The sequence below is a fragment of the Mesorhizobium sp. M0870 genome, from assembly GCF_040319775.1.
Taxonomy (GTDB): Bacteria; Pseudomonadota; Alphaproteobacteria; order Rhizobiales; family Rhizobiaceae; genus Mesorhizobium.
In genome coordinates this window covers 88,682-114,528 of sequence record NZ_JAMYOI010000015.1, presented here as the reverse complement: position 1 = coordinate 114,528, position 25,847 = coordinate 88,682, and the positions used below count along the sequence as shown (strand labels likewise).

At 64.8% G+C, this 25,847-nt stretch carries 26 protein-coding genes; 13 read left to right on the top strand and 13 right to left on the bottom strand.

Annotated features, from left to right (window positions below):
• Positions 1-60 precede the first annotated feature (60 nt).
• On the top strand, positions 61-1,056 hold the full coding sequence (locus NKH97_RS19410; RefSeq protein ID WP_023813854.1) for an ornithine cyclodeaminase family protein: 996 nt from the start codon (positions 61-63) through the stop codon (positions 1,054-1,056).
• 356 nt (positions 1,057-1,412) lie between these two features.
• Here the strand turns inward: NKH97_RS19410 and NKH97_RS19405 are convergent, their stop codons facing one another.
• Positions 1,413-2,030 (bottom strand): helix-turn-helix domain-containing protein, encoded by a 618-nt coding sequence (locus NKH97_RS19405; protein ID WP_128306018.1) that lies wholly within the window; start codon positions 2,028-2,030, stop codon positions 1,413-1,415.
• A gap of 137 nt (positions 2,031-2,167) precedes the next feature.
• Between NKH97_RS19405 and NKH97_RS19400 the strand changes: the two genes are divergently transcribed.
• Genes NKH97_RS19400 through NKH97_RS19390 form a run of 3 tightly spaced genes read left to right on the top strand, consistent with a single transcriptional unit; the run spans position 2,168 to position 6,146 of the window.
• Positions 2,168-3,301, top strand: a complete 1,134-nt coding sequence (locus NKH97_RS19400; protein ID WP_128306019.1) for an NAD(P)/FAD-dependent oxidoreductase — start codon at positions 2,168-2,170, stop codon at positions 3,299-3,301.
• 55 nt (positions 3,302-3,356) lie between these two features.
• Entirely contained in the window at positions 3,357-4,958 is a 1,602-nt protein-coding gene (locus tag NKH97_RS19395; protein WP_352774082.1) for an ABC transporter substrate-binding protein, read from the top strand.
• A gap of 3 nt (positions 4,959-4,961) precedes the next feature.
• On the top strand, positions 4,962-6,146 hold the full coding sequence (locus tag NKH97_RS19390) for a serine hydrolase domain-containing protein (protein ID WP_352441260.1): 1,185 nt from the start codon (positions 4,962-4,964) through the stop codon (positions 6,144-6,146).
• On the opposite strand, the gene NKH97_RS19385 is transcribed toward NKH97_RS19390, so the two are convergent.
• Complete coding sequence (locus tag NKH97_RS19385) at positions 6,143-6,856, bottom strand: 3-keto-5-aminohexanoate cleavage protein (protein WP_352441261.1); 714 nt, start codon at positions 6,854-6,856, stop codon at positions 6,143-6,145. The genes NKH97_RS19390 and NKH97_RS19385 overlap by 4 nt on opposite strands.
• A gap of 197 nt (positions 6,857-7,053) precedes the next feature.
• Here NKH97_RS19385 and NKH97_RS19380 point away from each other — a divergent pair, with 197 nt between their 5' ends.
• Positions 7,054-7,248: a hypothetical protein gene (locus NKH97_RS19380; protein WP_023813860.1), complete on the top strand. Its 195-nt coding sequence runs from the start codon at positions 7,054-7,056 to the stop codon at positions 7,246-7,248.
• A gap of 54 nt (positions 7,249-7,302) precedes the next feature.
• Here NKH97_RS19380 and NKH97_RS19375 read toward each other — a convergent pair whose 3' ends face one another.
• The gene (locus NKH97_RS19375) at positions 7,303-9,420 is read right to left on the bottom strand and encodes an EAL domain-containing protein (RefSeq protein ID WP_023813861.1); all 2,118 of its coding nucleotides are present in this window, start codon (positions 9,418-9,420) and stop codon (positions 7,303-7,305) included.
• 247 nt (positions 9,421-9,667) lie between these two features.
• Here NKH97_RS19375 and NKH97_RS19370 point away from each other — a divergent pair, with 247 nt between their 5' ends.
• Positions 9,668-10,117, top strand: coding sequence for an ester cyclase (locus NKH97_RS19370; RefSeq protein ID WP_352798504.1), 450 nt, complete (start codon positions 9,668-9,670; stop codon positions 10,115-10,117).
• Positions 10,118-10,177: 60 nt separating this feature from the next.
• Here the strand turns inward: NKH97_RS19370 and NKH97_RS19365 are convergent, their stop codons facing one another.
• Both NKH97_RS19365 and NKH97_RS19360 read right to left on the bottom strand, forming a co-directional pair.
• Positions 10,178-10,714, bottom strand: a complete 537-nt coding sequence (locus NKH97_RS19365) for a hypothetical protein (RefSeq protein WP_352798502.1) — start codon at positions 10,712-10,714, stop codon at positions 10,178-10,180.
• 121 nt (positions 10,715-10,835) lie between these two features.
• Entirely contained in the window at positions 10,836-11,162 is a 327-nt protein-coding gene (locus NKH97_RS19360) for a DUF1330 domain-containing protein (protein WP_352611171.1), read from the bottom strand.
• A gap of 174 nt (positions 11,163-11,336) precedes the next feature.
• On the opposite strand from NKH97_RS19360, the gene NKH97_RS19355 reads away from it, so the two are divergent.
• The 5 genes from NKH97_RS19355 to NKH97_RS19335 all read left to right on the top strand — a co-directional run bounded on the left by NKH97_RS19355 (position 11,337) and on the right by NKH97_RS19335 (position 15,037).
• On the top strand, positions 11,337-12,029 hold the full coding sequence (locus tag NKH97_RS19355; RefSeq protein WP_127297522.1) for a winged helix-turn-helix transcriptional regulator: 693 nt from the start codon (positions 11,337-11,339) through the stop codon (positions 12,027-12,029).
• Positions 12,030-12,094: 65 nt separating this feature from the next.
• Positions 12,095-13,225 (top strand): bifunctional DNA-binding transcriptional regulator/O6-methylguanine-DNA methyltransferase Ada, encoded by a 1,131-nt coding sequence (ada, locus tag NKH97_RS19350; RefSeq protein ID WP_352798499.1) that lies wholly within the window; start codon positions 12,095-12,097, stop codon positions 13,223-13,225.
• 12 nt (positions 13,226-13,237) lie between these two features.
• A complete protein-coding gene (locus NKH97_RS19345) occupies positions 13,238-13,459 on the top strand; it encodes a hypothetical protein (RefSeq protein WP_352798497.1) in 222 nt (73 codons plus the stop codon).
• Between the two features lie 283 nt (positions 13,460-13,742).
• A complete protein-coding gene (locus tag NKH97_RS19340) occupies positions 13,743-14,297 on the top strand; it encodes a methylated-DNA--[protein]-cysteine S-methyltransferase (protein WP_352798495.1) in 555 nt (184 codons plus the stop codon).
• Complete coding sequence (locus NKH97_RS19335) at positions 14,294-15,037, top strand: 2OG-Fe(II) oxygenase (RefSeq protein WP_352798493.1); 744 nt, start codon at positions 14,294-14,296, stop codon at positions 15,035-15,037. Before NKH97_RS19340 ends, NKH97_RS19335 begins: the two co-directional genes overlap by 4 nt.
• A 24-nt stretch (positions 15,038-15,061) precedes the next feature.
• Here NKH97_RS19335 and NKH97_RS19330 read toward each other — a convergent pair whose 3' ends face one another.
• Positions 15,062-15,661, bottom strand: coding sequence for a dihydrofolate reductase family protein (locus tag NKH97_RS19330; RefSeq protein ID WP_352798491.1), 600 nt, complete (start codon positions 15,659-15,661; stop codon positions 15,062-15,064).
• Between the two features lie 146 nt (positions 15,662-15,807).
• Between NKH97_RS19330 and NKH97_RS19325 the strand changes: the two genes are divergently transcribed.
• Both NKH97_RS19325 and dinB read left to right on the top strand, forming a co-directional pair.
• Entirely contained in the window at positions 15,808-16,224 is a 417-nt protein-coding gene (locus NKH97_RS19325) for a winged helix-turn-helix transcriptional regulator (RefSeq protein ID WP_352798489.1), read from the top strand.
• Positions 16,225-16,333: 109 nt separating this feature from the next.
• A complete protein-coding gene (gene dinB, locus NKH97_RS19320; RefSeq protein WP_352798487.1) occupies positions 16,334-17,581 on the top strand; it encodes a DNA polymerase IV in 1,248 nt (415 codons plus the stop codon).
• An 18-nt stretch (positions 17,582-17,599) separates the two neighbouring features.
• Here the strand turns inward: dinB and NKH97_RS19315 are convergent, their stop codons facing one another.
• From NKH97_RS19315 to NKH97_RS19285, 7 genes are all read right to left on the bottom strand, one after another.
• A complete protein-coding gene (locus NKH97_RS19315) occupies positions 17,600-18,628 on the bottom strand; it encodes a cupin domain-containing protein (protein WP_352798485.1) in 1,029 nt (342 codons plus the stop codon).
• Positions 18,629-18,757: 129 nt separating this feature from the next.
• A complete protein-coding gene (locus NKH97_RS19310; RefSeq protein WP_352798483.1) occupies positions 18,758-20,359 on the bottom strand; it encodes an FGGY-family carbohydrate kinase in 1,602 nt (533 codons plus the stop codon).
• Positions 20,360-20,533: 174 nt separating this feature from the next.
• Entirely contained in the window at positions 20,534-21,262 is a 729-nt protein-coding gene (locus tag NKH97_RS19305) for an SDR family oxidoreductase (RefSeq protein ID WP_031214035.1), read from the bottom strand.
• Positions 21,263-21,284: 22 nt separating this feature from the next.
• Positions 21,285-22,544, bottom strand: coding sequence for a sugar ABC transporter permease (locus NKH97_RS19300; RefSeq protein ID WP_352798481.1), 1,260 nt, complete (start codon positions 22,542-22,544; stop codon positions 21,285-21,287).
• Positions 22,541-23,362, bottom strand: coding sequence for an ATP-binding cassette domain-containing protein (locus tag NKH97_RS19295; protein ID WP_352732303.1), 822 nt, complete (start codon positions 23,360-23,362; stop codon positions 22,541-22,543). The genes NKH97_RS19300 and NKH97_RS19295 overlap by 4 nt, the downstream gene beginning before the upstream one ends.
• A 185-nt stretch (positions 23,363-23,547) precedes the next feature.
• The gene (locus tag NKH97_RS19290) at positions 23,548-24,636 is read right to left on the bottom strand and encodes an ABC transporter substrate-binding protein (RefSeq protein WP_352441790.1); all 1,089 of its coding nucleotides are present in this window, start codon (positions 24,634-24,636) and stop codon (positions 23,548-23,550) included.
• A gap of 247 nt (positions 24,637-24,883) precedes the next feature.
• On the bottom strand, positions 24,884-25,768 hold the full coding sequence (locus NKH97_RS19285; protein ID WP_127320456.1) for an AraC family transcriptional regulator: 885 nt from the start codon (positions 25,766-25,768) through the stop codon (positions 24,884-24,886).
• Positions 25,769-25,847 lie beyond the last annotated feature (79 nt).

Genomic DNA, 25,847 nt, shown 5'->3' with positions numbered 1-25,847 from the left:
TTCATCACGCTGATAGATCGCAATACCGTTGTCGTGCAACCCATAACGAAAGCGGATTCCATGACATCAGCGATATCGACCTCCCGCAGCGCCCAGGCCAAGGGTGACACGCCCGTACTCATCCTGAGCGAGGCCGAGGTGAAAACCTGCATCGACCTGCGCCAGCTTCTCGACGTGCTCGCCGGCGGCTTCAAGGCCTTGTCCGGCGGCAAGGTGGTCAATCCGGCACGGCCGCAGCTCGACATTCCGCAGGTCGGCTATTCGCTGGCGATGTCGGCATGGATGGCAGGCATGCATCTGACGGTGAAGATCGTCAACGTCTTCGAGGGCAACGTCGCCAGAGGCATCCCCAGCCACCTCGCCACCATCCATCTGTTCGATCCGCAGACCGGCATGCCGGTCTGCGTCATGGACGGCACCTACATCACCGCCGTGCGCACCTCCGGCTCCGCCGTGCTCTCGGTGCGTGAACTCGCCCGCCGCGACGCCAAGGTCGCGACGGTGGTCGGCGCCGGTGTGCAGGCCGGCCAGCATCTCAATCTTCTGCCGCTGGTGCGCGACTTCACCGAGATCCGCGTCGTCTCGAAGGAATTCGCCGATGCGCAGGCGCTTGCCGCGCAGCATCCCGGCGTCGTCGCCGTCGCCGATATCGAGGCCGCGGTGCGTTCGTCCGACGTCGTCTGCCTGGCAACGCATTCCTATGCGCCGGTGATCTCGGCCGACTGGGTGCGGCCCGGCACTCACATCTCATCGGTCGGCGTCGCCCCGCCCGGCGGCGAACTGCCGGTCGAGCTTATCGGCAGGGCCAGCCTGTTCGTCGAGACCAGGGAGGCCTTTGCCCCGACGCCGGTCGGCTCCTGCGAACTCGCTGACCTCGATCCGCAAACCGGAACCGAGCTCGGCGACATGCTGCTCGGGCGGCGGCCGGGACGGGTTAGCGCCGATCAGGTCACCGTCTACAAGGCCATGGGCGTTGCTATGGAGGACATGGTGGCGGCCGATCTCGCCTATCGCGAGGCGGTTCGGCGGGGAATGGGGCGTGTGGTTGCGATGTAGTGGGGGCTCAATTGTCGAAGCCAGCGCCGCCCGTCAATAGGATCGTCCTTCTCCCCGTTTACAGCAGGGCTATCGCATATGGATTCTTGCGAGGAAGAACCCCCACCCTAACCCTCCCCACAAGGGGGAGGGAATGCTGCCGCGTGCCTTTAATTCTTGTTGGCGCCGAAAAGACAGGCGATTCTCTTGGGTCAGCGCCAACGGAAGTCTCCCTCCCCCTTGTGGGGAGGGGTTAGGGGTGGGGGTCCGTGCCGGGCAGACATCTCAGGAATTCCATATGCGATAGCCCTGCCCTTGCGGGGAGAAGATGGCGGCAGCCAGATGAGGGGCGGCGCAGCCATCGAGAATGTTAGTCCCTACCCCTCCACCGTCTCCAGCACGCTCAGCAGCGTGCCTTCCATATCAGGCTCGTCGCCGGAGCAGACGCACAGCATCTCGGCGTCGCCCTCGCCGACCGAGAGGTAGGCATGACCCATGGTGGAATCGATGTAGACGCTGTCGCCCTGTTTCAGCCGCACCGGCGCGTACTGGTCGGTGTGCAGTTCGATCTCGCCCTTGAGCACGATCAAAAATTCCTCGCCGGCATGCCTGGTCAGCGGGCCGAATTCCTGCGGCGTGCGGGCGCGTGCATAGGCGTGGATCGGCACCATGCGCTTGCGCACCAGATCGGTGGCCAGATAGCGGTAGTCGTAGTTGCGGGTCAGCTGGCGCAGCGTGTTGGACTGCGAAGTCACCGAACGACGGGTGCGCGCGGCCGGCTGCTTGCGGTCGCCGCTGAGCAGCTCGGTGACATGGATGTTCAGCCCCTCGCAGATCTGCAGCAGCTTGTCGTAGCTCAGCGACATCTGGTCGTTCTCGACTTTGGACAGCGTCGACACCGCGACGCCGGTCAGCGTGCTGACCTCCTGCAAGGTCCAGCCATGCGTTTTCCTCAAGCCGCGCAGACAATCACCGAGGTTCGGTTGCTCCGACATCGTCAGCTCCGTTGCGCGGCCCATCGAGCCGCCAGTCCACCCTAGGTAGTCCAACTCTCTGCCGCCATCAACAACACCAACAATTTTCTTATACGCTAAATATTGACTGGATACGAAATTATTTCTACCCCTAGGGCATGCAATCCAAGTCTATCCAAAAAATCGTCGTCATCGGCGGCGGCATTGCCGGCCTTTCGCTGGCGGCTGCCGTGCAGCCCTGGGCCGAGGTCACAGTGCTCGAGCGCGAGCCGCATCTCGGCTATCACGCCAGCGGCCGCTCGGCCGCGCTGTTTTCAGAAACCTATGGCAATGCACTGGTGCGGGCGCTGTCGCTAGCCAGCCGACAGGCGATCATCGATGGCGGCTTCGCCGCCCACCGGCGCGGCGCGCTGCACGTCGGCGGTGTCGAAGACAGTGCAGCCGTCGACCGCATGGCGGCCGAGATGCAGGCACTGGTGCCGAGCGTACGGCGCCTGTCAGCAGCAGAAGTCACCGCTCTGGTGCCGGTCATCGCCACGGCAACCACTTGCGGCGGCGTGCATGAACCCGGCGCGCTCGATGTCGACACGGGAAAGATGCTTGCGGCTTCAGCCTCCGCGCTCAAGGCCGGCGGCGGCGTGATCCGCACCGGCGAGGAAGTGCTGGAGATTTCCCGCGTCGCAAACGGCTTCAGCGTCACCACCAGTGCCGGCGCCTACCAGGCCGACATCGTCGTCGACGCCGCTGGCGCCTGGGTCGATGTCGTCGCCGGGCTGGCCGGTCTCTCCGGTCTCGGCTTCCGGCCGAAGCGCCGCACCGCCTTCCTGTTCGATCCGCCCGCCGGCATGGACATCAGCGCCTGGCCGCTGGTGGTCGATTTGCATGAACAATTCTACTTCAAGCCCGATGCCGGCAGGCTGATCGGCTCGCTGGCCGACGAGACCGATTCCGAACCCTGCGACACCTATCCGGAAGACATCGACGTCGCCATCGCCGTCGACCGCATCGAACAGGCGACGTCGCTGCGCATCGGCCGTCCGTCGACGCCCTGGGCGGGCCTGCGCACCTTTTCGCCTGACCGCACGCCGGTCATCGGTTTCGACCCTCGCCTGCCCGGCTTCTTCTGGCTTGGCGGCCAGGGCGGCTACGGTTTCCAGGTGTCGCTGACGCTGGCGCGGCTGGGCTCAGTGCTGCTGCGCGGCCAGCCGCTGCCGGACGATCTCACGGCACGCGGTATCACGTCCGCCGCGCTTGCGCCCAACCGTTTCATCACCCCGGCGGCGACGCCATGAACTTCACCGGCCTGCCCTTCCCCCAACCCGTAAAGTGTCATCAGGAGCGTTTGCGATGAAATCCGTTCTGCGCGCAGTCCTTACCTCGTCCTTGCTGGCCTCGTCCGTCCTTCTTGGCGGACAGGCCTACGCCAAAACCTTGGTCTATTGCTCGGAAGCCAATCCCGAGACCTTCAACCCGGCGATCGGCACGGCGGACTCCACCATGGATGCCGCCGCCAAGACGATCTTCAACCGGCTGGTCGAGTTCAAGCCTGGCACGACCGAAGTCGGGCCGGCGCTGGCCGAAAGCTGGGAGGTCTCAGCCGAAGGCAAGATCTACACCTTCCACCTACGCCACGGCGTGAAATTCCAGTCGAACGACCACTTTACACCGTCGCGCGAGTTCAATGCCGACGACGTGCTGTACACCTTCAACCGCCAGCGCGACGCCAGCAATCCCTACCACAAGCTCGGCGGCGGCGCTTACGAGTATTTCAACGCACTGGGCATGGGCACGCTGATCGACAAGATCGACAAGGTCGACGACCACACCGTGCGCTTCACGCTGACGGCTGCCAATGTCACCTTCCTGCCCGGCATTGCGCTCGACTATCTCTCCATCCTGTCCCTGGAGCAGACCGAAAAGATGGTCGCCGCCGGCACGCCGGAACTGATCGATAGCGAGCCCGTGGGCACCGGCCCGTTCGTGCTGCAGGCCTATGTCCCCGACAGCCAGATCCGCTACGCCGCCAACAAGGATTATTGGCGCGGCGCGCCGAAGATCGACACTCTGGTCTTCGCCGTTACGCCCGAACCGACCACGCGCGTCGAGCGTCTCAAGGCCAATGAGTGCCAGGTCGCCGCCCCGCCCCCGCCAAGCGCCGTCGCCGATTTGCGCACCGATCCCGACATCACCGTGCTCGACCTCAAGGGCCAGAACATTGGCATTCTCGGCTTCAATGTCGAACATCAGCCGCTCGGCGATGTCCGCGTGCGCATGGCGCTGGCCAAGGCCGTCGACCGCAAGGCGATCGTCGACGCCGTCTATGCCGGCGCCGGCACGGTCGCCGGCAGCGTCGTGCCGCCGGCGCAGATCGGCGCCGTCACCGATGCCGGCATCGACTATGACCCGGATGGCGCGAAGGCGCTGCTGAAGGAAGCCGGCCACGAGAGCGACCTGAAAATCAGCCTGTGGGCGATGCCGGTATCGCGGCCGTACAATCCCAACGCCAAGCGCATGGCCGAGATGATCCAGGCCGACTGGGCGAAAGTCGGCGTCAAGGCCGAGATCGTCAGCTTTGAATGGGGCGAATATCTCAAGCGCACCGCGGCGGGCGAACAGGACGCCTACCTGCTCGGCGGCAGCAGCGACAATGGCGACCCCGACAACATGCTGAGCTACCTGCTGTCCTGCGACGGCGTGAAGGGCGGCTCCAACCGCTCGCGCTGGTGCGATCCGGCCTTCGAGAAGCTGCTGCAGGACGGCCGCGTCGCCGCCGATCCGAAACAGCGCGCCGAGATCTATGCCAGGGCGCAAGCGATCCTGAAGGTTGAGGTGCCGGTGGCGCCGATCGCCCATTCGGTGGTGGCGATCCCGATCCGCAAGAGCGTGCTCAACTACGTGCTCGACCCCTTCGGCCGGCAGAACTTTGCCGATGTCGATATAGCGGAGTGAAGCTTGGCGACCCTGCCCTCGGGCTCGGCCCGAGGACGCACCGACATCATCTATGAAACCAGCAATTTAGCGGCGAAAGCAGAATCCATGCGTGAAGACCTGAACGCCCTCCTCAAGACCTATCTCACCGATGGCGCGGTAGGCGCATCACTCGCATACTCCACTGGCGCCGCACCAACCACCCTGACCGCCGGCCTCGCCGACCGGGAGCATGGCATTGCCGTCTCGCCTGAACGCCTGTTCAAGATCGGCAGCTGCACCAAGACCTTCGTTGCCGCGGCCCTGGCCAAGCTCGCCCAGGACGGCAAGCTCGATCTCGGAGCGCCGATCTCCGGCTGGTTTCCTTACCTGCCGGAAGCAAAAGACATTTCGGTGCGCCAGTTGATCAACCACCGCAGCGGCCTGCCGGAGTTCGAATATTACATTCCGATGGATCCGAGCCGGCAATGGACGCCGCGGCAACTGGTCGACATCGCCTTCGCTTCCGACAAGCAGAAGGCGCCGGGCGGACCCGCCGTCTACAACAACACCGGCTATGTGCTGGCCGGCATGGTGATCGAGGCGGTGACAGGCCAGTCGCTGGGCGGCTATGTCAGAAGCGCGGTGCTGCAGCCGCTCGGCTTGGAGAATACCTGGTCGCCGGCCACCGAAGCCTTTCCGGAAAAGTCGATGGTGCGTGGCTACTACCACCGCCCCCCGCCGCCGGCGAATGCGCCCACCGACATCGCCTCCGGCGGCGAGATGTGGCGCGTGGACGGCGTGCTGCGCTACTCCGACGAATTGCAGGATTCTTCCGATTCCTTCCCGTTCGGCGCCGCTTATGGCTGCGGCGACATGGTGTCGACGCCGTCCGACATGGTGAGCTTCATGCGCGGTCTCTTTTCCGGCAGAGTGCTGTCGCCGCCGTTCTTCGCCGAGATGTTCGAACACCGCGTGCCAGCGAGTTTTCCGGGCACCCGCATGCGCGAGACCGGCGCCGGCATGTTCCAGAGCGACTACGCCAACCGCGCCTTTTACGGCCACCAGGGCAGTATCCCCGGCTACGTCGCCGTCATGCTGCATGACCCGATCTCAGAGCTGACCATCGCCATGACCAGCAATGTCGGCTCCGGCAACCGCCTGTCCTTCCAGGCCAGCGGCTTGCATCCGGTGGTGGATAAGGCGATCCAGATCATTCTGGAAAACTAGCCGCGAAAGATCGCCACGGCGGCAGCGATGATCGCCGCGTTATCCTTCGCCACAGTTCCATCGGCGAGCGTCTTGCCGTCTTCCAGGCCGACCCGTGTCGACCAGCGCTTGCGATACGCAAGCTCGACGAGGGGCCAGACAGTTGTGTCGACGCCATGCAGCAGGATCGACCGCCGCACCCCTGCGCGATCGAGCACCGTGGCGATGCCGTGTGCCTCGTCGAGTGCCACGGACAGATCCGGGATGTCGATCTCGATCAAGATGCGCAGCACCCGGTCGTGGTCGGGAAGCGCCACGAAGCGCTCAGCGTCGGCGACGGTGGCAAGCCCGGCCTCGATGCCGACGCCACGCTGGCGCAACAGCTCCATCACGCGAGGCGCATCCACCTCCGACAGATTGACCGATGCATAGTCGGGCAGTTCCCGCCAGCCGGAGATCGCCGCACGGGTCCGCTCGACATCGTTCTCGATCCAGGCGCCCGTCGACACGCCTATAAGCGTGCCCGGACAGGCCTGACGCACCGCCAGCACGGTGGCATCGACGGCCGCGAGGCTTTCGCGCCCGTCAAGGCCGCGCGGGTGGATGTGCAGTTCGGAGGCACCCGCGGCGACGCAGGCGGCGGCATCGCCGGCCATCGCCTCGGCAGTCAGCGGTAGCGCGGGATGGAAATCGCGCGGACGCGCGCCGTTGATGCAGGCCTGGACGATCATCGGTCTCACCTCGGACAAGGGAGCCGACAGTCTAGTCGCGCGGCAAGGCACCGCAAAGAGTTGGGTGGCGTCACTCCTGACAGCGCATCTGCCGCGCCCTGTTTCTGCGGCATTTGAATAAAAGCCGCTTGTGGATATTTACCCGGCGTTCCCTCGTCTCCGGCAAGGTCTTCTAGGGCGGGATCATGGAGGGACCATTGACCAGCGATTTTTCAGCCGCCCGCATCCACCTCGAACGCGCCTATCATTATCTGCAAGGCAACGACGAGACGAGTCGCACGGCCTGTGAAGCGCTCGATCTGTTGATCGAAGCGGTGACGGAGGCGCAGCACAGGCGACCCGAGGCTGGAGTGCTGGAGTTTCCGCAATCAACGGCGCGGCGAACCGGATAGACTGTGGCGAGTTTCAGGTCAGTCCGGCCTGGCCTGAAACTCGCCGCACCCGGATCACGATGCCTTGCGGGCCGCCGCTCCCTTGGTCGCACGCACGACAATCCGCTCCAGCGGCTCCGGCCGGTGCAGCAAAAATCCCTGGCCGAAGGCGACGCCCATGTCGCTCAACATGGCCAGCGTGTCCTGCCGTTCGATCTTCTCGCCGACCACGTCACAGCCGAGGCTGCGGGCGATGCTGGTGATGGCCAGCACGATCTCGCGGTCGAAACGGCTTTGCGTGATGTGCTCGATGAAGGAACCGTCGATCTTGATCGCGTCGACGGGGAACCGCCGGAGATATTCGAACGAGCTCATACCAGCGCCGAAATCATCGAGGCTGACCCGGCAGCGCCGCTCGCGCGCCTTGCGCACAAACTGTTCGGCGGCGTCGAAATTGGTGACGGCGGCGGTTTCGGTGATCTCGAAGCCGATGCCCGAATGCGGCGCCCCGGTTTCTTCTATGACGTTGTCCACGAAGTCCCAAAGCTGCGGGTCGCTCAGCGTCTGCGCCGACAGATTGAAGCCAAGCGTCAACGCCCCCGAACGCAAGGCGGCACCATGCCGCGACAGCGCGGTGCGGATGATCCAGCGGTCGAGCCGCGACGCGATGCCGAACCGCTCGGCCACCGGAATGAACTCGCCGGGTGGCACCAGCCGGCCGTTGCGGGCGGCGAGCCTGGCCAACACTTCGACATGGCGGCTTTCCAGCCAGGGACGGCCCAGCCGATGGATTTCCTGGCCAAACAGCTTCAGCCTCCCGTCTTCCATGGCATCGACCGTATCGGCGACGACGCGCGCCGCGTTTAGGCCACCCGAACCCGATGCCGTATCGGTGGAGAAGACGGCAAATCGGTTTCGCCCGGCGGCCTTGGCCGCGTAGCAGGCGTCGTCGGCGCAGGCCAGCGCGTCGGCCACCGTCGTGTTGGCGTCATCGACGAAAGCGATGCCGATCGAGGCCGCCAGCTTGCGCGACTTGGCCGTCGATCCTAGTTCGGCATCGCGAACGGCTGCAAGTACCGCGTCGGCCAGCCGCCCGGCCTGCGCCGTATCGCAATTGGGCATCAGCAGCGCGAACTCGTCACCGCCCAGGCGCGCGGCATGCGCCGTCGAGGGAAGGCAGCCCAGAATGCCTTGGGCAACGCTTTTCAGTGCCAGGTCGCCGGCCGCATGGCCGGCAAAATCATTGAGCGCCTTGAAGTAGTCGAGATCGACATAGAACACGGAGAGCGGCAGCCGCTGCGCGGCCGCGATATGATCGGCCAGCAGCCGGTCGAACGCGGCACGGTTCCAGAGACCGGTGAGCGCATCGTGGCGGGCCGCATAGGCAAGTTCCTGCTCACGCTGCTTGTCTTCGGTGATGTCGCGCACCGTGCCCAGGATCTGCCCCGCCAGCCGGCGGTCCGGGATTTGCGGGTCGGCGATGAAACGCAGCAGGGATTCTATGTGCCGGACCTCTCCGTCGCGTCGGACGATGCGGTATTGCACCGCGGTGACCTTGTCCGTTTCGAGCGGCACCAGATGTGCGCGCGACGCGGCCTCCTTGTCGTCCGGATGCAGATAGCCGAACCAGTGGTCGCGCTCGACTTCGGCGGTGTCGGAGACAAGTCCGAAAATCTCCCTGGTGCGTTCGTCCCAATAGCTTTTGCCGGTGGCGAGGTCGTGGTGCCAGATGCCGGTACCGCTGGCGGCGAGCGCCAGGCGGAAGCGCACATTGACCTGCTCGAGTTCGGCTTCTGCGGCTTTCTGCTTGGAGATGTCGGTCTGCACACCCATCAGCCTGAGCGGCTTTCCCATCGCGTCGCGCTCGACGACGCCGCCGCGATCGAGCACCCACACCCAGTGTCCCTGCTTGTGCTTCAGCCGCAATTCGGTCTCGATGGTGTCGGTCAGGCCGGCAATGTGGCGGTCGCCGCTGGCCAGCGCCCGCTCGCGGTCGTCAGGATGGGTCAGTTGCAGCCACAGGTCGCTGGTGTCGGCAAGTTCGCTCTCATCGTAGCCCAGCATCCGCGCCCAGGTCGCGGAATAGAAGCAGTCGCCGGTCACAAGATCCCAGTCCCAGACGCCAAGATGGGCGCGCTCCAGGGCCTTGGCCCAGAACGTTCCATTGCGACTTTTCTTGCCCTGACGCGCCATCGTCTGCTTCGCCTGCTCCACCGCGGGGCAATCTGCGGCGAAACCAGAGAAGAAACAGTTACCGCGGCAATGGCGGGCTGCTTTGTTGGCTCCTGCCCGCCGCCTCCGCTCTTCGATTGTCCGGCAAGAACCGGAGTTTCGCATCGGCCGGATGTTCCTAGTCATGGCTCCAGGTCATCGGCCAATCCGATGATCCCGGATCATCGGCGGCGCCGATGAGCCCATGCAGAGACAAGAGGATATTCCAATGACCAAGCAAGAAGACAACAAGGCCGTCGTCGTCAGATGGTTCACCGACTTCTGGGGTGAAAGCTGCGACCTGTCCGTCGTCGACGACATCGCGGCACCCGACATGCTGCTGAAATACTCGCTGCACGAGCCGCGCCGCGGCCGCGACGACATCAAGGCCTTCATGACCGACTTCCGCGCCGCCTTCCCGGACCTCAACTTCTGGGCCACGGCCGACCTGATCGCCGAGGGCGACTATGTCGTCGGCCAGTGGGAGGGCGGCGGCACGCATACCGGCCCGGCTTTCAGCGATTTCCTCGGCGGCTCGTTGCCGGCCGCCACCGGCCGCACCATGCGCTTCACCGGCACCACGGTGCTGAAGGTGGTCGACGGCAGGATCGTCGAGGAGATCGGCCTCGATGACGGCGTCGCCGCCCTCACCCAGCTCGGTCTGATCAAGGCCGCCTGAGGCGATCAGGCAAAACGATCGTTCGGGCCAGGCGGCGTCAATGCCGCCTGGCCTCCTTGCTTACTGGCTCGGCGCCATTGCGTGCTCGCATGACACTTTCGGGTTCATGTCGGCGAACGTGCCAGTCGGATTGCCTTTCCAGGCCCAGACATGCAGTTCGTAGAATTCACCCAGGCCATAGCGGTTAGGCGCGCTGTTGAAGTTGAACAGCTGTCCATCCAGCGCCGCCGGCCCCTTCGAGGTGATGTATTCAACTGCCACCAATTGCAGCGTGCCATCGGCCATCGGCTCGTACATCACAGCTTCGGGACGGGCGATGTCGATCTTCTCGTCCTTCAGATAGTGGCCGTTGACATAGTGAATGCCCATGGCGCCGCCGGTGATGCCGCTGGCGCAGGGAATGGGCGCATAGCCCTCTGATGTAGCGGCCTTGACGTCGAGAAACCGGCTGTTGGCGGCCCGCACCTTGTCGGCCAGCGGATTGAGGCCGGCCACCGGCGCGGCGGCTTCCTGATGCGCCTGTGCGAAGGTGGTGCAGACAGCCAGCATGGCCCCGGCCATGATAAGCTTATTGTGAAAGTTCGATATCATCTTCATTCCATTCTTCTTGAAAAAGCCCAGCTGGCCGGCCGCCGAAAATACGGAGGCCCGGCGGGCAAGCGCTGTGACTGTTGTTGCTTGGAGATCCCGAAATCGATGTGACGACTACCGGGAAGGATCATCCCTTCGGCAGATACGGGATCGTTCCAGCCAGATCGGTGTTGTCGATCATCTGGAAACGGCTGTCGCTACCGCCCCGACGGGCCGAAACGAAGGGCGCATAGGCCGGATCGTTGGCGAAGGCGCGGGCCGCCGCTTCCGACGGGAACGCCATCAGGGCGATCAGCGTGGTGTCGAGCGGCTTGCCTTCAAGCGTCTTCACATTACCGCTGCGCGACAGATATCTGCCGCCATGCTTGTGGACGAGGTCGTGCACCGATGCGGCGTAGGCCGGCACCCACTGCGGGTCGTTTATCTTGATGTCTGCGATAACGTAAGCGGTCATGGTAGTCTCCTGGTTGCGGCGCACAGGGTATCCCGTGCAACCGGCCAAAGGGCTCGCATGGCAAGGCGCTCGCCAACCAGTCCGCGATCTGTACTGGGGCAGTACAGTTTCCGTACTGGCCGCTTCATTCATGAGGGCCTAATGTTCGGCCAGGTTGGAGGGAGAGGCGCAATCATGAACCAGCACGGATACAAACAGTTCTGCCCGCTATCGATGGCCGCGGAGGTGCTGTGCACCCGCTGGACGATGGTGCTGATGCGTGAATTGGTGGCGGGTTCGACCCGCTTCAACGACCTGCGCCGCGGTGTCCCCAAAATGTCGCCAACCCTTCTGTCGCAACGGCTGAAGGAGCTTGAGATCGCCGGGATCGTCGAGCGCGGGGAGGTCCGGGGCGAGAAGGGGATCTTCGATTATCGGCTGACGGAGGCCGGCCGCGATTTGCGCCCGGTCGTCGAGGCGATGGGCTTCTGGGGGCAGAAATGGGTCGAGTCCCGGCTGTCGCTCAAGAACCTCGATCCGTCGTTGCTGATGTGGGACATGCGGCGCAATTTGAACCCCTCGCCGCTGCCCGAGGGGCGCACGGTGATACAATTTCTGTATCAGGACCTGCCGGCGTCCAAACGGTCATGGTGGCTGATCGTCGAGAAGCACGGCGAGGTCGATCTGTGCTGGTACGATCCGGGTTTCGACGTCGACCTCTACGTCTCGACCGACCTGCACACGATGACGGCGATCTGGATGGGATTGCTGACCGTCGAGAAGGCCGGTGCGAAGGTTGCCCTGACCGGCGACCAGGCCATCGGCAGGAAGATGCAGACCTGGCTCGGGCTCAGCCCGTTCGCCGTGGAGCCTAAGCGCGCGGCCTAGGAGAGCCGGGTGTTCTTTGCAGGAAACGGGTGGCGGGGCCAGCTTCCTGCGGCTTCAATGCGGCCATGTTCATTACCCTGGCGAAAAATCTGAAATCCACGCCGCTGCAATTCGCCGACGATCCGCGCTGGGCGCGCATTGTTGCGCGCGACAAATCGGCCGACGGCGAATTCTGGTATTCGGTGGCGACGACGGGCGTCTATTGCCGCCCTTCCTGCCCATCGCGGCGCGCCAACCCGAAAAATGTGCAGTTGCACGACACCCTGGACCAGGCACGAGCGACTGGTTTTCGCCCGTGCCGGCGCTGCAACCCGGACGGCCCGTCGCTCGAGGCGGGCAACGCCGCGATGGTCGCCGCTGCCTGCCGCAGGATCGAGCAGGGCGAAGAAGAACCGTCGCTGGCTGAACTGGCTGATGCCGCCGGCCGCAGCGCTGGTTACTTCCATCGTATCTTCAAGGCTGTCACCGGGCTGACGCCGAAGGACTATGCCGCCGCGCACCGCGCCGCCCGGGTCCGCCAAGGCCTGGAAGACGGCGCAAGCGTGACGACGGCGATCTACGATGCCGGTTTCAATTCGAGCGGACGTTTTTACGAGAAATCCACCGGGATGCTCGGCATGACGCCGACGCGCTATCGCGCCGGCGGCGCCGATGAAGAGATCCGCTTCGCCGTCGGCGAGACCTCGCTCGGCGCCATCCTGGTCGCGTCCAGTCAAAAGGGCGTCGCCTCAATCCTGCTCGGCGACGATCCCGACACGCTTGTGCGCGACCTGCAGGACCGTTTCCCCAGGGCGCGGCTGATCGGCGGCGACCGCGACTACGAGGCGCTGGTCGCCCGCGTCGTCGGTTTCGTCGAGGCTCCGGCGCTGGGCCTCGATTTGCCGCTCGACGTGCGCGGCACCGCCTTCCAGCAGCGCGTCTGGCAGGCCTTGCGCGACATCCCCGCCGGCCGCACGGTTTCCTATGCCGAGATCGCGCAGCGCATCGGCACACAGAAGGCGACCCGTGCCATCGCCGCCGCCTGCGCCGCCAACAATCTTGCCGTCGCCATTCCCTGCCACCGCGTGATCCGCAGGGATGGCGCCCTGTCCGGCTACGCCTGGGGCGCTGAGCGCAAACGCGCACTGCTCGACCGTGAGGCGGCCGTCGGATCGCGCGTGGTGAGGACACCCACATACCGGTCTTCGCGGGCCTGACGAGGACTCGCGATGCGCGCGATGGCAAGCTCTCCCGATGCGAACAGCCAGACCCAAGCTGCCGCCAGCCGCCGCATCCAAGACGCGAAATCACGGGTGATGGCCGCCATCGGCGAACTTGTCGATGGCGGCAAAGCCGAGTGGAGCCACACCGCGACCGGCGAGATCGAGCTGCGGCTGTTGACCGGAGAGGTGTTCGTGCTTGGCGAGATATTCGTCACACGTGTCGAATGAGCACCATCAGCGCTCTACGGCGCGCCCCCCTCTGTCCTGCCGGACATCTCCCCCACTTGTGGGGAGATCGGCTGTCATCGCGGCCTTCGCCAACCTCCAACGTTTCAGGACGAGAGCCGGCGCCGGAACTGCCAATCTCCCTCCTTGTGGGGGAGATGTCCGGCAGGACAGAGGGGGCGCCGTAGAGCACTTACCCTGGCGATTCGAATTTGAAAGCAAGCACCGGAGTGAGTGCGAGAAGCCGTCTCTGTAGGGTTCAGACTCAGACAAAGGAGTAAAGGCAATGAACCTCATGCAAACTCAAATGGCCGTACCGGCGACCGTCCACAACGCCCTCGACACCATAACATACGCCATCGGGCAATCCGCGATCGGCAACATCCTCGCCGCACGCACCGATATCGGCATCTGCGCCATCCTGATCGGCTCGGACGCCGAGGCGCTGGAGCAGGACCTTGGCCATCGCTTCCCCGGCAATATGCTGGTCGAAGACGAGCCCACCTTGTGCGATGATCTCGCGGCAATCGCGCGCTTCGTCGAAACGCCGGCCGCCGGTCTCGACATGCCGCTCGACATGCGCCACGGCACGCCATTCCAGCAACGGGTCTGGGCCGCGTTGCGCGTTATCCCGTGCGGCGCCACCATCACCTACACAGCGCTGGCACGCCGCCTCGGCCAGCCGAGCGGTGCCCGTGCCGTGGCAACGGCCTGTGCGGCTAACACCATCGCGCTCGGCATTCCCTGCCACCGCGTTGTCCGCGCCGACGGCATGCTGTCCGGCTATCGCTGGGGCGTCGAACGCAAGCGCACTCTGCTCGACAAGGAGGCCGCGATATGAACGCCCACGCCAAGGTTGCCACATCCGTGGTCGAAGCCGCCGAGACACGCGTCGCCGGTTACGACTGGCCGGCGCTTGCCGCCGAACTCGACGGCTTCGGCTGTGCGGTGATCGAGAAATTGCTGTCGCCTGAGGAGTGCCGCCGGATCGCCGGCCTCTATCCCGAGGAGCAGCATTTCCGCAGCCATATCCATATGGCCAGGCATGGCTTCGGCAAGGGCGAGTACCGCTACTTCCGCTACCCCTTGCCCGACCTCTTGGGCGGCCTGCGCAGCGCGCTCTATCCCAGGCTGGCCGAGGTCGCCAACCGATGGAACGAGCGCATGAGGCAATCCATGCGCTATCCCGCGACGCATGCGGCGTTTCTCGAACAGTGCCATGCCGCGGGCCAGACGCGGCCGACGCCGCTGCTGTTGCAATATGTGCCCGGCGACTTCAACTGCCTGCACCAAGACCTTTATGGCGACCTCGCCTTCCCGCTGCAGGTGGCGATCCTGCTCTCCGAACCGGGCCGGGATTTCACCGGCGGCGAGTTCGCGCTGACCGAGCAGCGCCCGCGCATGCAGAGCCGGGTCGAAGTGGTGCCGCTGCGCCAGGGCGACGCCGTTGTCTTCGCCGTCCACAACCGGCCGGTGCAGGGCACCAAAGGCAACTACCGGGTCAACCTGCGCCATGGCGTCAGCCGGCTGCGCTCAGGCATGCGCCACACGGTCGGGATTATTTTTCACGATGCGAAGTGAGCAGGGAGAAGATGGAGGTCCCCCTCACCCCGCCGGCGCATAGCGGCTGACCACCATGCCACAGGCATAGGCCGTCGAGCCGAGCAGCCGCAGGCTCCTGAAACCACCCTGATCGAAAATCCGGCGGCCCGCAGCCAGCACCGCCGGGTTGATGAAAAGCTGGAACTCGTCGACCAGCCCGGCCGCGATCAGCGCCGACGCGAAACCGGCGCCGCCGAACACGGCCATGTCGCCGCCCTCGCCCGCCTTCAGCGCATTGACTTCGCGCGGCAGGTCGCCGCTGGCCACCCTCGTGCGCTCCCAAGCCGGCTCCGAGGCCGATTGCTTGAGCTTGTCGCTCAGCACCACCTTGCGGGCGTCGACGACGCGTTGTGCGAACGCATAGAAGGGATCGCGCGGAAATTTCTTCGCCGCATTACCCCAATGGGCAAGATAGCCCTCCTGCGCCATCTTGCGGCTGAGCAGGATGGTGTCGATGCCGGCGAAGACGGCGTTGAAGTCCTGCTTCAGCGCACCGTCCCAGGCGCCCTCGTCACCCCATTCCCAGAGCTGCCAGGCATGGTCCTCATTGGCGCCGACAAAGCCGTCGACCGACATCTGCATCTGAAGGATCAGTTTTTTCATCGTCGTTCTCCTCGTCTTGTCCGGCTCAAAGCGTGCAGGCGAAATTGCGGGGCAGCATGGTCAGTGTTAAATGGTTTACATTTGGAACCATTGACATAGGACGAGAACAGTATCAATAGTAAAGTGATTTAAAAATGGAACCATAGATGTCGACGCGCGAAAAATCCGGCTGCCCGATCAACCTGTCGCTCGAACTGATCGGCGACCGCTGGACGCTGCTCATCATCCGCGACATGGTCTTCGCCGGGAAAAAGCACTTTCGCGAATTCCTGCAATCCGACGAAGGCATCTCCTCGCGCACGTTGGCCGAGCGGCTGCAAACGCTTCAGGAGGAAGGCATCCTCACCAGAAGCGACGACCCGACGCATGGCTTGAGAACCGTCTACCGGCTGACCGAAGCAGGCATCGACCTCTTGCCGGTGCTGGCGACGCTCGGCGCCTGGGGCAGCAAGCACCGCAAGGCCGACGACAAGCTGGCCAGGATTGCCGACGAGTTGGCGGCAGGCGGCGAATCGGCGCTGGAAAGGATGAAAGCGGCGCTGCGAGCGGAGCATATTGTCTAGGCGGTTGCGTTCAGGCCGAACCGGCATGGCTGTTGCGCCCTTCGCTTGACAACGATCCACCTTTGTTCTTTATTTGTTCCATCTATCAGCAACTGCGGATGTGCGGTCGATGGAAACGACAGCCACCATCCTGCATGCCGATCTCGACGCTTTCTACGCCTCGGTCGAGCAGTTGCTCGATCCGTCGCTGCGCGGCAAGCCGATCGCGGTGGGCGGCGGCGTCGTGCTCGCCGCTTCCTATGAGGCGCGCGCCTTCGGCGTGCGTGGCGGCATGCCAGGGCGCAAGGCGCGCGAACTCTGCCCGCATTTGATCTTCGTCGGCGGCAATTTCAGCCATTACCAGCGGCTGGGCGACGCGGCGATCAAGGTGCTCGACGATTTTACCCCGGTGGTCGAGCGCATCTCCATCGACGAGGCCTTTGCCGACGTTGCCGGTTGCACGCATCTGTTCGGCTCCCCGCAAGAGATCGCAACAACCATTCGCCGCCGCGTGTGGGCCGAACTCGGCCTGCCGATCTCGATCGGCGTGGCGCGCACCAAGCACCTGGCCAAGATCGCCTCGCAGGTCGCCAAGCCCGACGGACTGGTGGTGGTCGAACCCGGCAGCGAGCTCGCCTTCCTGCACGACCTGCCGGTCGGGTTGATGTGGGGCGTTGGCCCGGCCACCAGGGCGCGGCTGGCCGAGATCGGCGTCGAGACCATCGGTCAGCTGGCCAGGACGCATAGCGGCGCGCTGACGCGGCTGCTCGGTCCCGCCGCCGGCGAAAAGCTCGCCGCGCTGTCATGGAACCGCGACCCGCGCAAACTGGGGACCAAGCGCCGCGCGCATTCGGCCGGCGCACAATCGGCGCTTGGCCAAAAGCCCGCGATAGCACGGGTCATCGTGCCGACACTGCTGCATCTGGCCGACCGCGTCGCCAGCCGACTGCGCGCCAAGGCGCGGCCCGGCCGCACGGTGACGGTGCGCGTGCGCTTTGCCGATCTCAGCGCGGTCACCCGCTCGATCACGCTTGACCAGCCGATCTCGGCGACCGCGATGCTGGCCGAGATCGCCGGCGATCTGGTGCGCGGCGTGCTTGCCGACAACCCCCACGAGAGAACGATCTCGCTGCTGGCGATCTCGGTCTCGCATCTCGAGGAAAGCTTCGAATTACAGCTCGAACTGCCGCTCGATCTCGCCGACGAGAAGCAGAGGCCCGGCACCAGGAAAGGTCTGGCACGCTTTGACGCCGACCGCGCCATCGACAAGATCCGCGAACGCTTCGGCAAACAGGCGGTCGGCTACGGCACGGTGGCACTGGAAGCGGCGCGCTCGGTGCCCGACGAGTTCAGGGAACTGGCGGAGAAGGAGCTGTGATCGGGGAACGTGGAAGCATCATGATGTCTCTTCGCCATCCCAGTACCGCCTAACCCCGGCCAGGTCGAAAATGCCGTCGCGCCGGCGCAAGGCGTCCACCGCCATCTTGTTGGAATCAGGATAGACGCAGACCTCATTGGGATTTTTTTCGCCGATCATCAAATAGCGGCACGGTCCGCTACCGCTGTTGAGGAAGGAATGCCCGACCGCCAGGCCGGCCGGAAAGCAGACATAGTCGCCGGCTTTCATCTCATAGCGCTTCTCGCCAAGCAGCAGCGTCACTTGCCCTTCGAGGATCAGCGCATGCTCTTCTTCCAGCATATGGTAGTGCCTGGGCGTCAGGCGCATGCCGGGGGCCGGTGCCTCGATCAGCACGCCGACATGGTAGTCGGGCCGTCCCAAGGCGGCATAGGTGAGGTGTTTGGACCGACCACCGAACCGCGCCCCCTCGCCTTCCTGTTTCCACTCGACAGCATCGCTGGCGACCGGCGGGATCGGAGTGGCCGGGGCCTTGGTGACACCGGCCGTCACATCCGACGGCAACGGATCGCCGGCGGCGAGGCCGGTGCTCTCACCGTCCCAGTAGGTTCGAGTTGCAGCGAGATCGAAGATCGCACGGCTGCCCAAGGCGCGCACCAGCACCTTGTTGGAGGCGGTGTAGACGACAACGTCGTTCGGGTTGCGCTCGCCGACGATGACGTAGCGGCAGGGTGCGTCGCTGGTGTTGATGAGGCAATGCCCTGCCGCCGCCCCGGCCGGAAAGCAGATGTAGTCGCCGGCCTTCATGACATAGGCGGCATTGCCGACATGCGCGGTGAGCGTCCCCTCGAGGATGAAGACATGCTCCTCCTCGAAAATGTGGTAGTGCGCCGGCGAGGTCTGCTTGCCCGCCGGCAACTCCTCGATCGCCACGCCGACATGATAGGTTTCGCCAAGCGCGGCCAGCGACAAATGCCGGTAGCGCACGCCGAAGCGCGGCACATCGGACCATTCCGTCCACGGCACACTGTCCGATGCGAATGGCGCTGGCGATTTGTCGTCTGCCATCGGGCCTCCTGCTCCTGTCGCCCTGCCCTCTTCGCAAGCCGCAGGAGGGTCCACGACAGAACAAAGCTGCCAGCTTCCGGCATCATCGCCAAGCGGTGTTCGCCACGCTCCTGACAGGAGCCGCTCGCTTCAGCCTCGGATGGCCTTGCCCGCCTGCTGCAGCAGCTCGAACGCAGCAAAGCGCTTGGCGTGCCAGCCGGCCAAGGTAGCGTCGGGATGATAGACTTCGCCGAGTTCCGACATGCCGGCCATCGCCGCCGTCAGATCCTTGTAAGCACCGGCGGCGACGGCGCCCAGCATCGCCGAGCCGAGCAGCACCGGCTCCGGCGAGGTCGACGCCACCACCACCATGCCGGTCGTGTCGGCAAGCAGCTGGCGCACCAACGGACTTTGCCCGGCGCCGCCACTGACGACGATGGTGTCGACGGCAATGCCTTTGTCATGCTCGGCCCGCACGATCTGGCGCGCGCCGTAGCCCAGCCCGCAGACCCCGGCGACATAGAGCCCGACCAGGCTGTCGAGGCTGGTGTCAAGATCGAGCCCGGCAATCAGCGCGCGTGCGTCCGGGTCGGCGAAAGGCGCGCGGTTGCCAAGGAATTCCGGCACGACATGGATGCCGCCGACCAAGGCCGGCGTCGCCGCTGCCCCGTTGCGGCTCTGCGCCTGCAGCGACAGCCAGGCGCTGAGGCTGAGCCCCTCGGCCTGCGCCTTGGCGGTCGCTTCGCCGGCCGCCGGATGCATGCGCACCAGATGGTCGATGGCCGCACCCGCCGCAGATTGGCCGCCCTCGTTCAGCCACAGGCCCGGCACCATGGCCGAGAAATATGGACCCCAGACGCCGTCGACGAAGGCCGGCTCGGCGGTCGACGACATGGTGCAGGCCGAGGTGCCGAAGACATAGGCCATGCGCGACAGAACGCTGCCGAACGCGCCGCGCGCGCCGACCGTGCCGACACCGCCGGCATGCGCGTCGATCAGCCCCGCCGCCACGGCCGTGCCGGGGCGCAGGCCAAGGTCCGCAGCCGCCTGCGCGGTCAGCCCGCCGCCAAGTGCGGCACCCGCCGGCACGATCTGCGTGCCGATGCGCGCGAACCCCTCGTCGGCCAGGCTCCCTAGTCCGATGGTGCGGAAATAGGCCTCGTCCCAGCGGCTTTCATGCGCGAGGTATGTCCATTTGCAAGTCACCGTGCAGACCGAGCGGGCAAGGCTGCCGGTCGCGCGCCAGGTGAGGAAATCGGCGAGGTCCATGAACTGCCAGGCGGCGTTGAACGTGTCGGGCAGGTTTTCCGCTAGCCAAAAGAGTTTCGGCGTTTCCATTTCCGGCGAGATGACGCCGCCGACATAGTTCAGCACCGCCTCGCCACTGCGGTTGATGCGGCGCGTCTGCTCGACCGCGCGGTGATCCATCCAGACGATGATGTTGCGTTCCGAATTGCCGGACTTGCTTACCGGCAGCGGCACGCCGCCCTCGCCCAGCACCACCAGCGAACAAGTGGCGTCGAACCCGATGCCGGCGATGGCCTCAGCTGCCACGCCCGATTGAGCGACCGCTTCCCGCGTGGCCGCGCACACCGCCCGCCAGATGTCGTTGCTCGACTGCTCGACAATGTCGCCGGCCTCGCGCCAGACCTCGATGTCCCGCTTGGCCGAGGCGAGCAAGGTGCCGGTGTGGTCGAACACCCCGGCCCGCGCGCTGCCGGTGCCGACATCGATGCCGAGATAATGGGGCATGAGGAACCTCCGGTTCAGGGAATAGGGGATAGGCAGTAGGCAGTAGGCAGTAAGCGATTAGTTAGTAGGATAGGACGCGCGAAGCACTTTTGAGCGGGGCCTGTAAGACTGTGTCTACATCTTCCTATTGCCTATTGCCTATTGCCTATTCCCCATTCCCCATTCCCTACTGCCTCACAAATCATTGCTCTGCGGCAAAATCACCAAATCCCGGATCGTCACGTTGCGCGGGCGGGTCAGCATGAACATCACCGCTTCGGCCACTTCGCGCGGCTGCATCAGGCCGCCGGCGGCGAGTTCCTCTTCGAGCTTGGCCTTCGGCCAGTCGTCGACCAGCGCCGTCACCACCGGACCCGGCGCCACCGCACCGACGCGCAGGCCGTGCTTGGCGACCTGGCGGCGCACCGTGTGGACGAAGGCCTGCACCGCGTGCTTGGAAGCCGTGTAGATCGGCTCCCAGACCACCGGGACCAGACCGGCGATCGAACTGGTGACGATGATGTCGCCGGTCTTGCGTTCGATCATGTGCGGCAGCACCGCCTGGATCGAGCGGAAGCAGGCATTGATGTTGAGGTTGAGCATCCGGTCCCAGGCGTCGGGATCGCCGGTCGCTACCTCGCCGCCGACATAGGCGCCGGCATTGGCATGGAAGATGTCGAGCTGGCCGGCTTTCTCCAGAATCTGCGGCATCATGGTGGCGACGCTTGCCGGCTGCATCAGGTCGATCACCAACGGGATCGCCTTCGAACCGAGCTCGGCGCACAGTTTGTTCAGCGTCGCCTCGGCACGGTCGACCAGCACCACTGTGGCGCCGGCCGCCAGCATGTGCCTGGCGCATTCGAGGCCGATGCCTGATGCCGCGCCGGTGACGGCGGCAACTTTTCCGGACAGTTCTTCGCTCATGTCTTGCTTCCTGTTGATGGGTTCAGGCCCGGCCATGCGAGACACGCGAGCGGCGTGCCAGCGAGTCGACGATGACCGCGATGGCAAGCACGGCGCCGGTGATCATGTACCGAAGCGACGAGGACAGATCGAGCAGCGTCAGGCCGCTGGCGATCGACTGGATGACGATGATGCCGAGCAGTGCCGAATAGGCGCTGCCGCGGCCGCCGAACAGGCTGGTGCCGCCGATGACGGCCGCCGCGATGGCGTTGAGATTGACGTCGCCGGTGCCGGCCTGCTGACTGGCCGATGCAAGGCGGGCCGCCGACAGCACACCGCCGAAAGCCGCCAGCATCGAGCACAGCACGAAGGCACTGGAATAGATCAGCCGCACATTGATGCCGGCGCGCCGCGCCGCCTCGCGGTTGCCGCCAACCGCCGACATCGAGCGGCCCCATTTCGTCCGCGTCAGCGCGTAGTGCATTGATATGACCAGGCCGACGAACAGACCGAACATCCACGGAATGCCGCGCGCCTGGTTGAGATAGAAGACGATGAGTTCGAGAATGACCGTGATCACCACCGCGCGCGTGACAAGCCCGCCCGTCGACGGCGCCGACAAATTGGCGGCATGGCGGCGCGCAACGGTGCGCAGGCCGGTGACCAGCATGACGATGCCGGGCACGGCCGCCAGAGCGAACGAGACGAACTTCGGCATCATCAGCAACTGGCCGAAATTCACCAGGTTCGAGCCGTAGGGAAGATTGATCGAGCCGGTCGAGCCGAGGATGTAGAGCTGCAGGCCAAGCACTGCCAGCAGGCCAGCCAGCGTCGAGACGAAGCTCGGCATGCCGAGCCGGTTGAACAGCAGCGCATAGAGTGCGCCGATGAAGCCGCCAACGGCGACAGCGGCAATAATGGCGAGCGCCACCGGCCAGCCCTGGTTGACCCACAGCGTGCCGACCATCGCCGAGGCAAAGCCGCTGATCGAGCCTACCGACAGGTCGATCTCGCCGACCATCAAAACGCAGACGATGCCGAGCGCGATGACGCCGACGGTGGAGCAATCGAACAGCAGATTGACCAAATTGCTGCTCGACAGGAAGATCGGGTTGATGCTGGCGAACACCGTCCAGATGATGACCAGCCCGACGATCACCGGCAGCGAGCCGAGATCGCCGGAGCGGACCCGGTCGAAGAACCTGCGGATGGCGCCGCCGATCCCCGCCTCATGCTTGACGCGCACATCGGCGCGGTCGAGCTGCGGCGGCACGGGGGCGGCCTGTTGCACGTCGCGGCTCATGGGCGTGGCTCCTGGGTTTGGTCTTGCCTGGCCTGGCGGCGCTCGGCGCGCCGCGACACCGAATTGTTCGAGGCGCCGGTGATGGCGCTGACCAGTTCCTGGTTCGAGGCGTCGGGCGAGAAGATGCCGTTGTTGCGGCCAAGCCGCAGCACGACGATGCGGTCGGCGACGGCGCGCACATCTTCCATATTGTGGCTGATGATGACGACGCCGAGGCCACGGTCGCGCACGCGCTCGATCAGGTTGAGCACTTCCGCCGTCTGTGCCACGCCGAGCGCCGCCGTCGGCTCGTCGAGCAGGATGAGCTTGGGTTCAAGCAGCAGCGAGCGGGCGATCGCCACTGTCTGGCGCTGGCCGCCCGACAACGACGCGACCACTTCGCGCACACTGGGGATACGTGCCGATAGCTCGTTGAGCAGCGTCCAGGCGCGCACTTCCATCGCCACCTCGTCCAGGCGCAGCGGGCTGAGTTCACGGCCGAGGAAGATGTTGGCGACGATGTCGAGGTTCTCGCACAGCGCTAGGTCCTGGAACACGGTGGCGATACCGAGCGTCAGCGCCGCACTCGGGTCGGCAAGCGTCACCTGTTGGCCGCGATAATTAATGGTGCCCGAACTCGGCTGATGCACGCCGGCCAGGATCTTGACCAGTGTCGACTTGCCGGCGCCATTGTCGCCGACCAGCGCCACCACCTCGCCGGCATGGACATCGAGATCGATGTCGGTCAGCGCCGAGACGGCGCCGAAATTCTTGGAAACACCGCGCAGGCTGAGCACCAGCTCGCCTGCCGGAACCGGTTCGTCCGGGATATCGATCATGCCTGGAGCACCTTTCAAAGACCGGTTCAAAAGCAGTGAGCGCTGTCTGGCCGCCGCCGGAACCACCCCAATACATTCGGGGTGGTTCCGGCTTCTTGTTGGACCATGATCTTACCCGATAACCGGGTCCCACTTTTCGGGATCATGGTCTGGCAGCCAGACAGCGGAGCGGACAACGGTCGCGGTCAGTTCCCGATGCCCAGCTTCTTGCAGCCTTCCGCGTAACGATCGACGCAGAGTTCGGCCGCGGTGTTGATCTTCTTGTCGATGATCTCGGCCTTCAGGTTTTCCTGCGTCACCACCGCCGGCGTGAACAGCTGCGAGGGCGTGTCGTACAGCGTCATCTCGGCCTTCGGCGTCTCGCCCGAAAGCAGCTTGATGGCAATGTTGGCGGCGGCCGCCGCCACGATCTCGCTCGGCTTGGAGATGGTGTTGTACTGGTCGCCGGCGATGATCAGCTGAAGTGCCGCGATCGTCGCGTCATTGCCGGTCACTGGCGGCACCGGATCGACGCCGGCCGCCTTGAAGGCCGCGATGGCGCCGCCACCGGTGCCGTCATTGGCCGCAACCACGCCGAGGATTTTTGGTCCGAAGCGGGTGATCTGACCGCCGGCCCATTGCTGCGCCTTCGGCGGCGCCCATTCCGGCGTGTCGTATTCGGCCAAGATCTGGTAGCCGCTGTTGTCGAGGCCGGCATGGATGCCCTTCTTGATCAGGCCTGCCGCCGCGTCGGTCGGCGAGCCGTTGATCTGCAGCACGCCGCCGCTGGCCGGATCGACCTTGAGCGCCTTCAGGTGCTCGACCAGCGAATCGGCGATGGCCTTGCCGATGCCTTCATTGTTGAACGAGACATAGAAGTCGGCCGGTGCGGTCGGGATCGGCCGGTCATAGGCGATGACCTTGATGCCTTGGCTCTGCGCCAGCTTGACCAGCGAGGCGGCGGCGGTCGAGTCGACCGGATCGAGCACGATCGCCTTGGCGCCCTGCGAGATCACCGAGTTGAACTGCTGCTGCTGGCGCGAAGCGTCGGCATCGGCGTTCTGGTAGAGCACCTTGCAGCCCGGGCACAGCTTCTTCATCTCGGCGGCGAAACCGGGATAATCATGCTGCTCGTAACGGGTCGAGGCCTGGTCGGGCATCAGGAAGGCGACGGTGGCGTCGGTGACTTCGGCGGCCCGGGCGATCGCGGCGGTGCCGGCCAGCAGCGACAGCGCAAGGGCTGCCATGGCGGCGGACTTGCCAGCGGACTTCAATGAAATTGAAAGTTTGGTCATTCGGTCTTCTCCGTTTCTGATATGGTTGTAAGAAGGTCGTTGACTGCTTTGGTCTGAAGACACCCATCCGCCCTCGCCCCAACTGCATTGGGAACCGGAACCCGGCGCCGGCCTTTCGAGCCGCGCCGACAACCTCCGCCGACGGAGGAATTCGAGACAAGCGTTCTCCATCGCGAACCGCTCCACGCGGCTCACATCACGTCATGCAAAAGAAAAATCCTCCCTTGGTTCCTCCCTGGCTCCTCCGTTAAGCGGCTTTTCCCGCGTTGATGTTGTCGGCCAGCAGGCGCCTGAAGCGCGAGGGCGGCATGCCCTTCTCCGCCAGGAACTGCCGGTTGAAATTGGATAGATTGTTGAAGCCGACCTCGTAGCAGATGTCGGTGATCGAGGCCTGCTCGTCGCTCATCAGGATCTGGCAGGCGAGGTTGATGCGCAGCCGTTTGACATACTGCACCAGCGACATGCCGGTGTGACGGCGAAACGAGCGCGAGAAGGCGCCGGTCGACTGGCCGGCGATGGCGGCGAGGTCCGCCTCGTCGAACAGCTGCGTCAGGTTTTCCCTGATATAGGCGAGCGCCTTGTTCATGCCGGCGGTCATGTAGCCGGAGGGATCGGGCCGGTAGCTGGCGCTGGCCAAAAGCTGGAATTCCTGGGCGCGGCTGAGCAGGCCGGCGATCATCATGAACAACTCGATGCGGCGCACGCCCTGCGCCTGCATCATCTCTTCCATCAGCGGCGCCAGCGCCTTGCTGGTGCGGCTGGAAAACAGCACGCCGCGACGTGAGGCCTCGAGCAGAGCCGCAAGCCCCGCCAACTCCGGCAACACATGCATGGCATCGCCGATGAAGCTTTCCGAAAACTGGATGATGCGGCCGCGCAGCGGGATGGAGCTGTCCCTGGGGATGTCGCTGACCCAGTTGTGCGGCAGGTTCGGCCCGGTCAGCACCAGATTGCCCGGCTCGAACTCGCCGATGAAATCGCCGACGAAATAGCGTCCGTTGGTGAAGATCACCTGATGCAGTTCATATTCGGGATGGAAGTGCCAACGCACCGTGTGGAAGGGGTAGCCATGCGACCACGCCTTGAAGGACTCACCGCGTCGTATCTGGACTACTTCCAGGTCCGGTTCCATGTCCGTTTCCTCCCAGGCCAGCACGGATATTTGCCGCGTTCGGCCCAATTCCCTAAACCGGCCGAATTGGTTTCGGCTC

Excerpts from the sequence above, each read along its gene's own strand:
- NKH97_RS19385 (WP_352441261.1), bottom strand. The coding sequence starts at position 6,856 with ATGATCGTCCAGGCCTGCATCAACGGCGCGCGTCCGCGCGATTTCCAT.
- NKH97_RS19310 (WP_352798483.1), bottom strand. The coding sequence starts at position 20,359 with ATGCCCCATTATCTCGGCATCGATGTCGGCACCGGCAGCGCGCGGGCC.
- NKH97_RS19300 (WP_352798481.1), bottom strand. The coding sequence starts at position 22,544 with ATGAGCCGCGACGTGCAACAGGCCGCCCCCGTGCCGCCGCAGCTCGAC.
- NKH97_RS19340 (WP_352798495.1), top strand. The coding sequence starts at position 13,743 with ATGAACCTCATGCAAACTCAAATGGCCGTACCGGCGACCGTCCACAAC.
- NKH97_RS19405 (WP_128306018.1), bottom strand. The coding sequence starts at position 2,030 with ATGTCGGAGCAACCGAACCTCGGTGATTGTCTGCGCGGCTTGAGGAAA.
- NKH97_RS19305 (WP_031214035.1), bottom strand. The coding sequence starts at position 21,262 with ATGAGCGAAGAACTGTCCGGAAAAGTTGCCGCCGTCACCGGCGCGGCA.
- NKH97_RS19325 (WP_352798489.1), top strand. The coding sequence starts at position 15,808 with ATGTCGACGCGCGAAAAATCCGGCTGCCCGATCAACCTGTCGCTCGAA.
- NKH97_RS19295 (WP_352732303.1), bottom strand. The coding sequence starts at position 23,362 with ATGATCGATATCCCGGACGAACCGGTTCCGGCAGGCGAGCTGGTGCTC.
- ada (WP_352798499.1), top strand. The coding sequence starts at position 12,095 with ATGTTCATTACCCTGGCGAAAAATCTGAAATCCACGCCGCTGCAATTC.
- NKH97_RS19335 (WP_352798493.1), top strand. The coding sequence starts at position 14,294 with ATGAACGCCCACGCCAAGGTTGCCACATCCGTGGTCGAAGCCGCCGAG.
- NKH97_RS19365 (WP_352798502.1), bottom strand. The coding sequence starts at position 10,714 with ATGAAGATGATATCGAACTTTCACAATAAGCTTATCATGGCCGGGGCC.
- NKH97_RS19330 (WP_352798491.1), bottom strand. The coding sequence starts at position 15,661 with ATGAAAAAACTGATCCTTCAGATGCAGATGTCGGTCGACGGCTTTGTC.
- NKH97_RS19315 (WP_352798485.1), bottom strand. The coding sequence starts at position 18,628 with ATGGCAGACGACAAATCGCCAGCGCCATTCGCATCGGACAGTGTGCCG.
- NKH97_RS19360 (WP_352611171.1), bottom strand. The coding sequence starts at position 11,162 with ATGACCGCTTACGTTATCGCAGACATCAAGATAAACGACCCGCAGTGG.
- NKH97_RS19400 (WP_128306019.1), top strand. The coding sequence starts at position 2,168 with ATGCAATCCAAGTCTATCCAAAAAATCGTCGTCATCGGCGGCGGCATT.
- dinB (WP_352798487.1), top strand. The coding sequence starts at position 16,334 with ATGGAAACGACAGCCACCATCCTGCATGCCGATCTCGACGCTTTCTAC.
- NKH97_RS19410 (WP_023813854.1), top strand. The coding sequence starts at position 61 with ATGACATCAGCGATATCGACCTCCCGCAGCGCCCAGGCCAAGGGTGAC.
- NKH97_RS19355 (WP_127297522.1), top strand. The coding sequence starts at position 11,337 with ATGAACCAGCACGGATACAAACAGTTCTGCCCGCTATCGATGGCCGCG.
- NKH97_RS19375 (WP_023813861.1), bottom strand. The coding sequence starts at position 9,420 with ATGGCGCGTCAGGGCAAGAAAAGTCGCAATGGAACGTTCTGGGCCAAG.
- NKH97_RS19395 (WP_352774082.1), top strand. The coding sequence starts at position 3,357 with ATGAAATCCGTTCTGCGCGCAGTCCTTACCTCGTCCTTGCTGGCCTCG.
- NKH97_RS19345 (WP_352798497.1), top strand. The coding sequence starts at position 13,238 with ATGCGCGCGATGGCAAGCTCTCCCGATGCGAACAGCCAGACCCAAGCT.
- NKH97_RS19370 (WP_352798504.1), top strand. The coding sequence starts at position 9,668 with ATGACCAAGCAAGAAGACAACAAGGCCGTCGTCGTCAGATGGTTCACC.
- NKH97_RS19290 (WP_352441790.1), bottom strand. The coding sequence starts at position 24,636 with ATGACCAAACTTTCAATTTCATTGAAGTCCGCTGGCAAGTCCGCCGCC.
- NKH97_RS19285 (WP_127320456.1), bottom strand. The coding sequence starts at position 25,768 with ATGGAACCGGACCTGGAAGTAGTCCAGATACGACGCGGTGAGTCCTTC.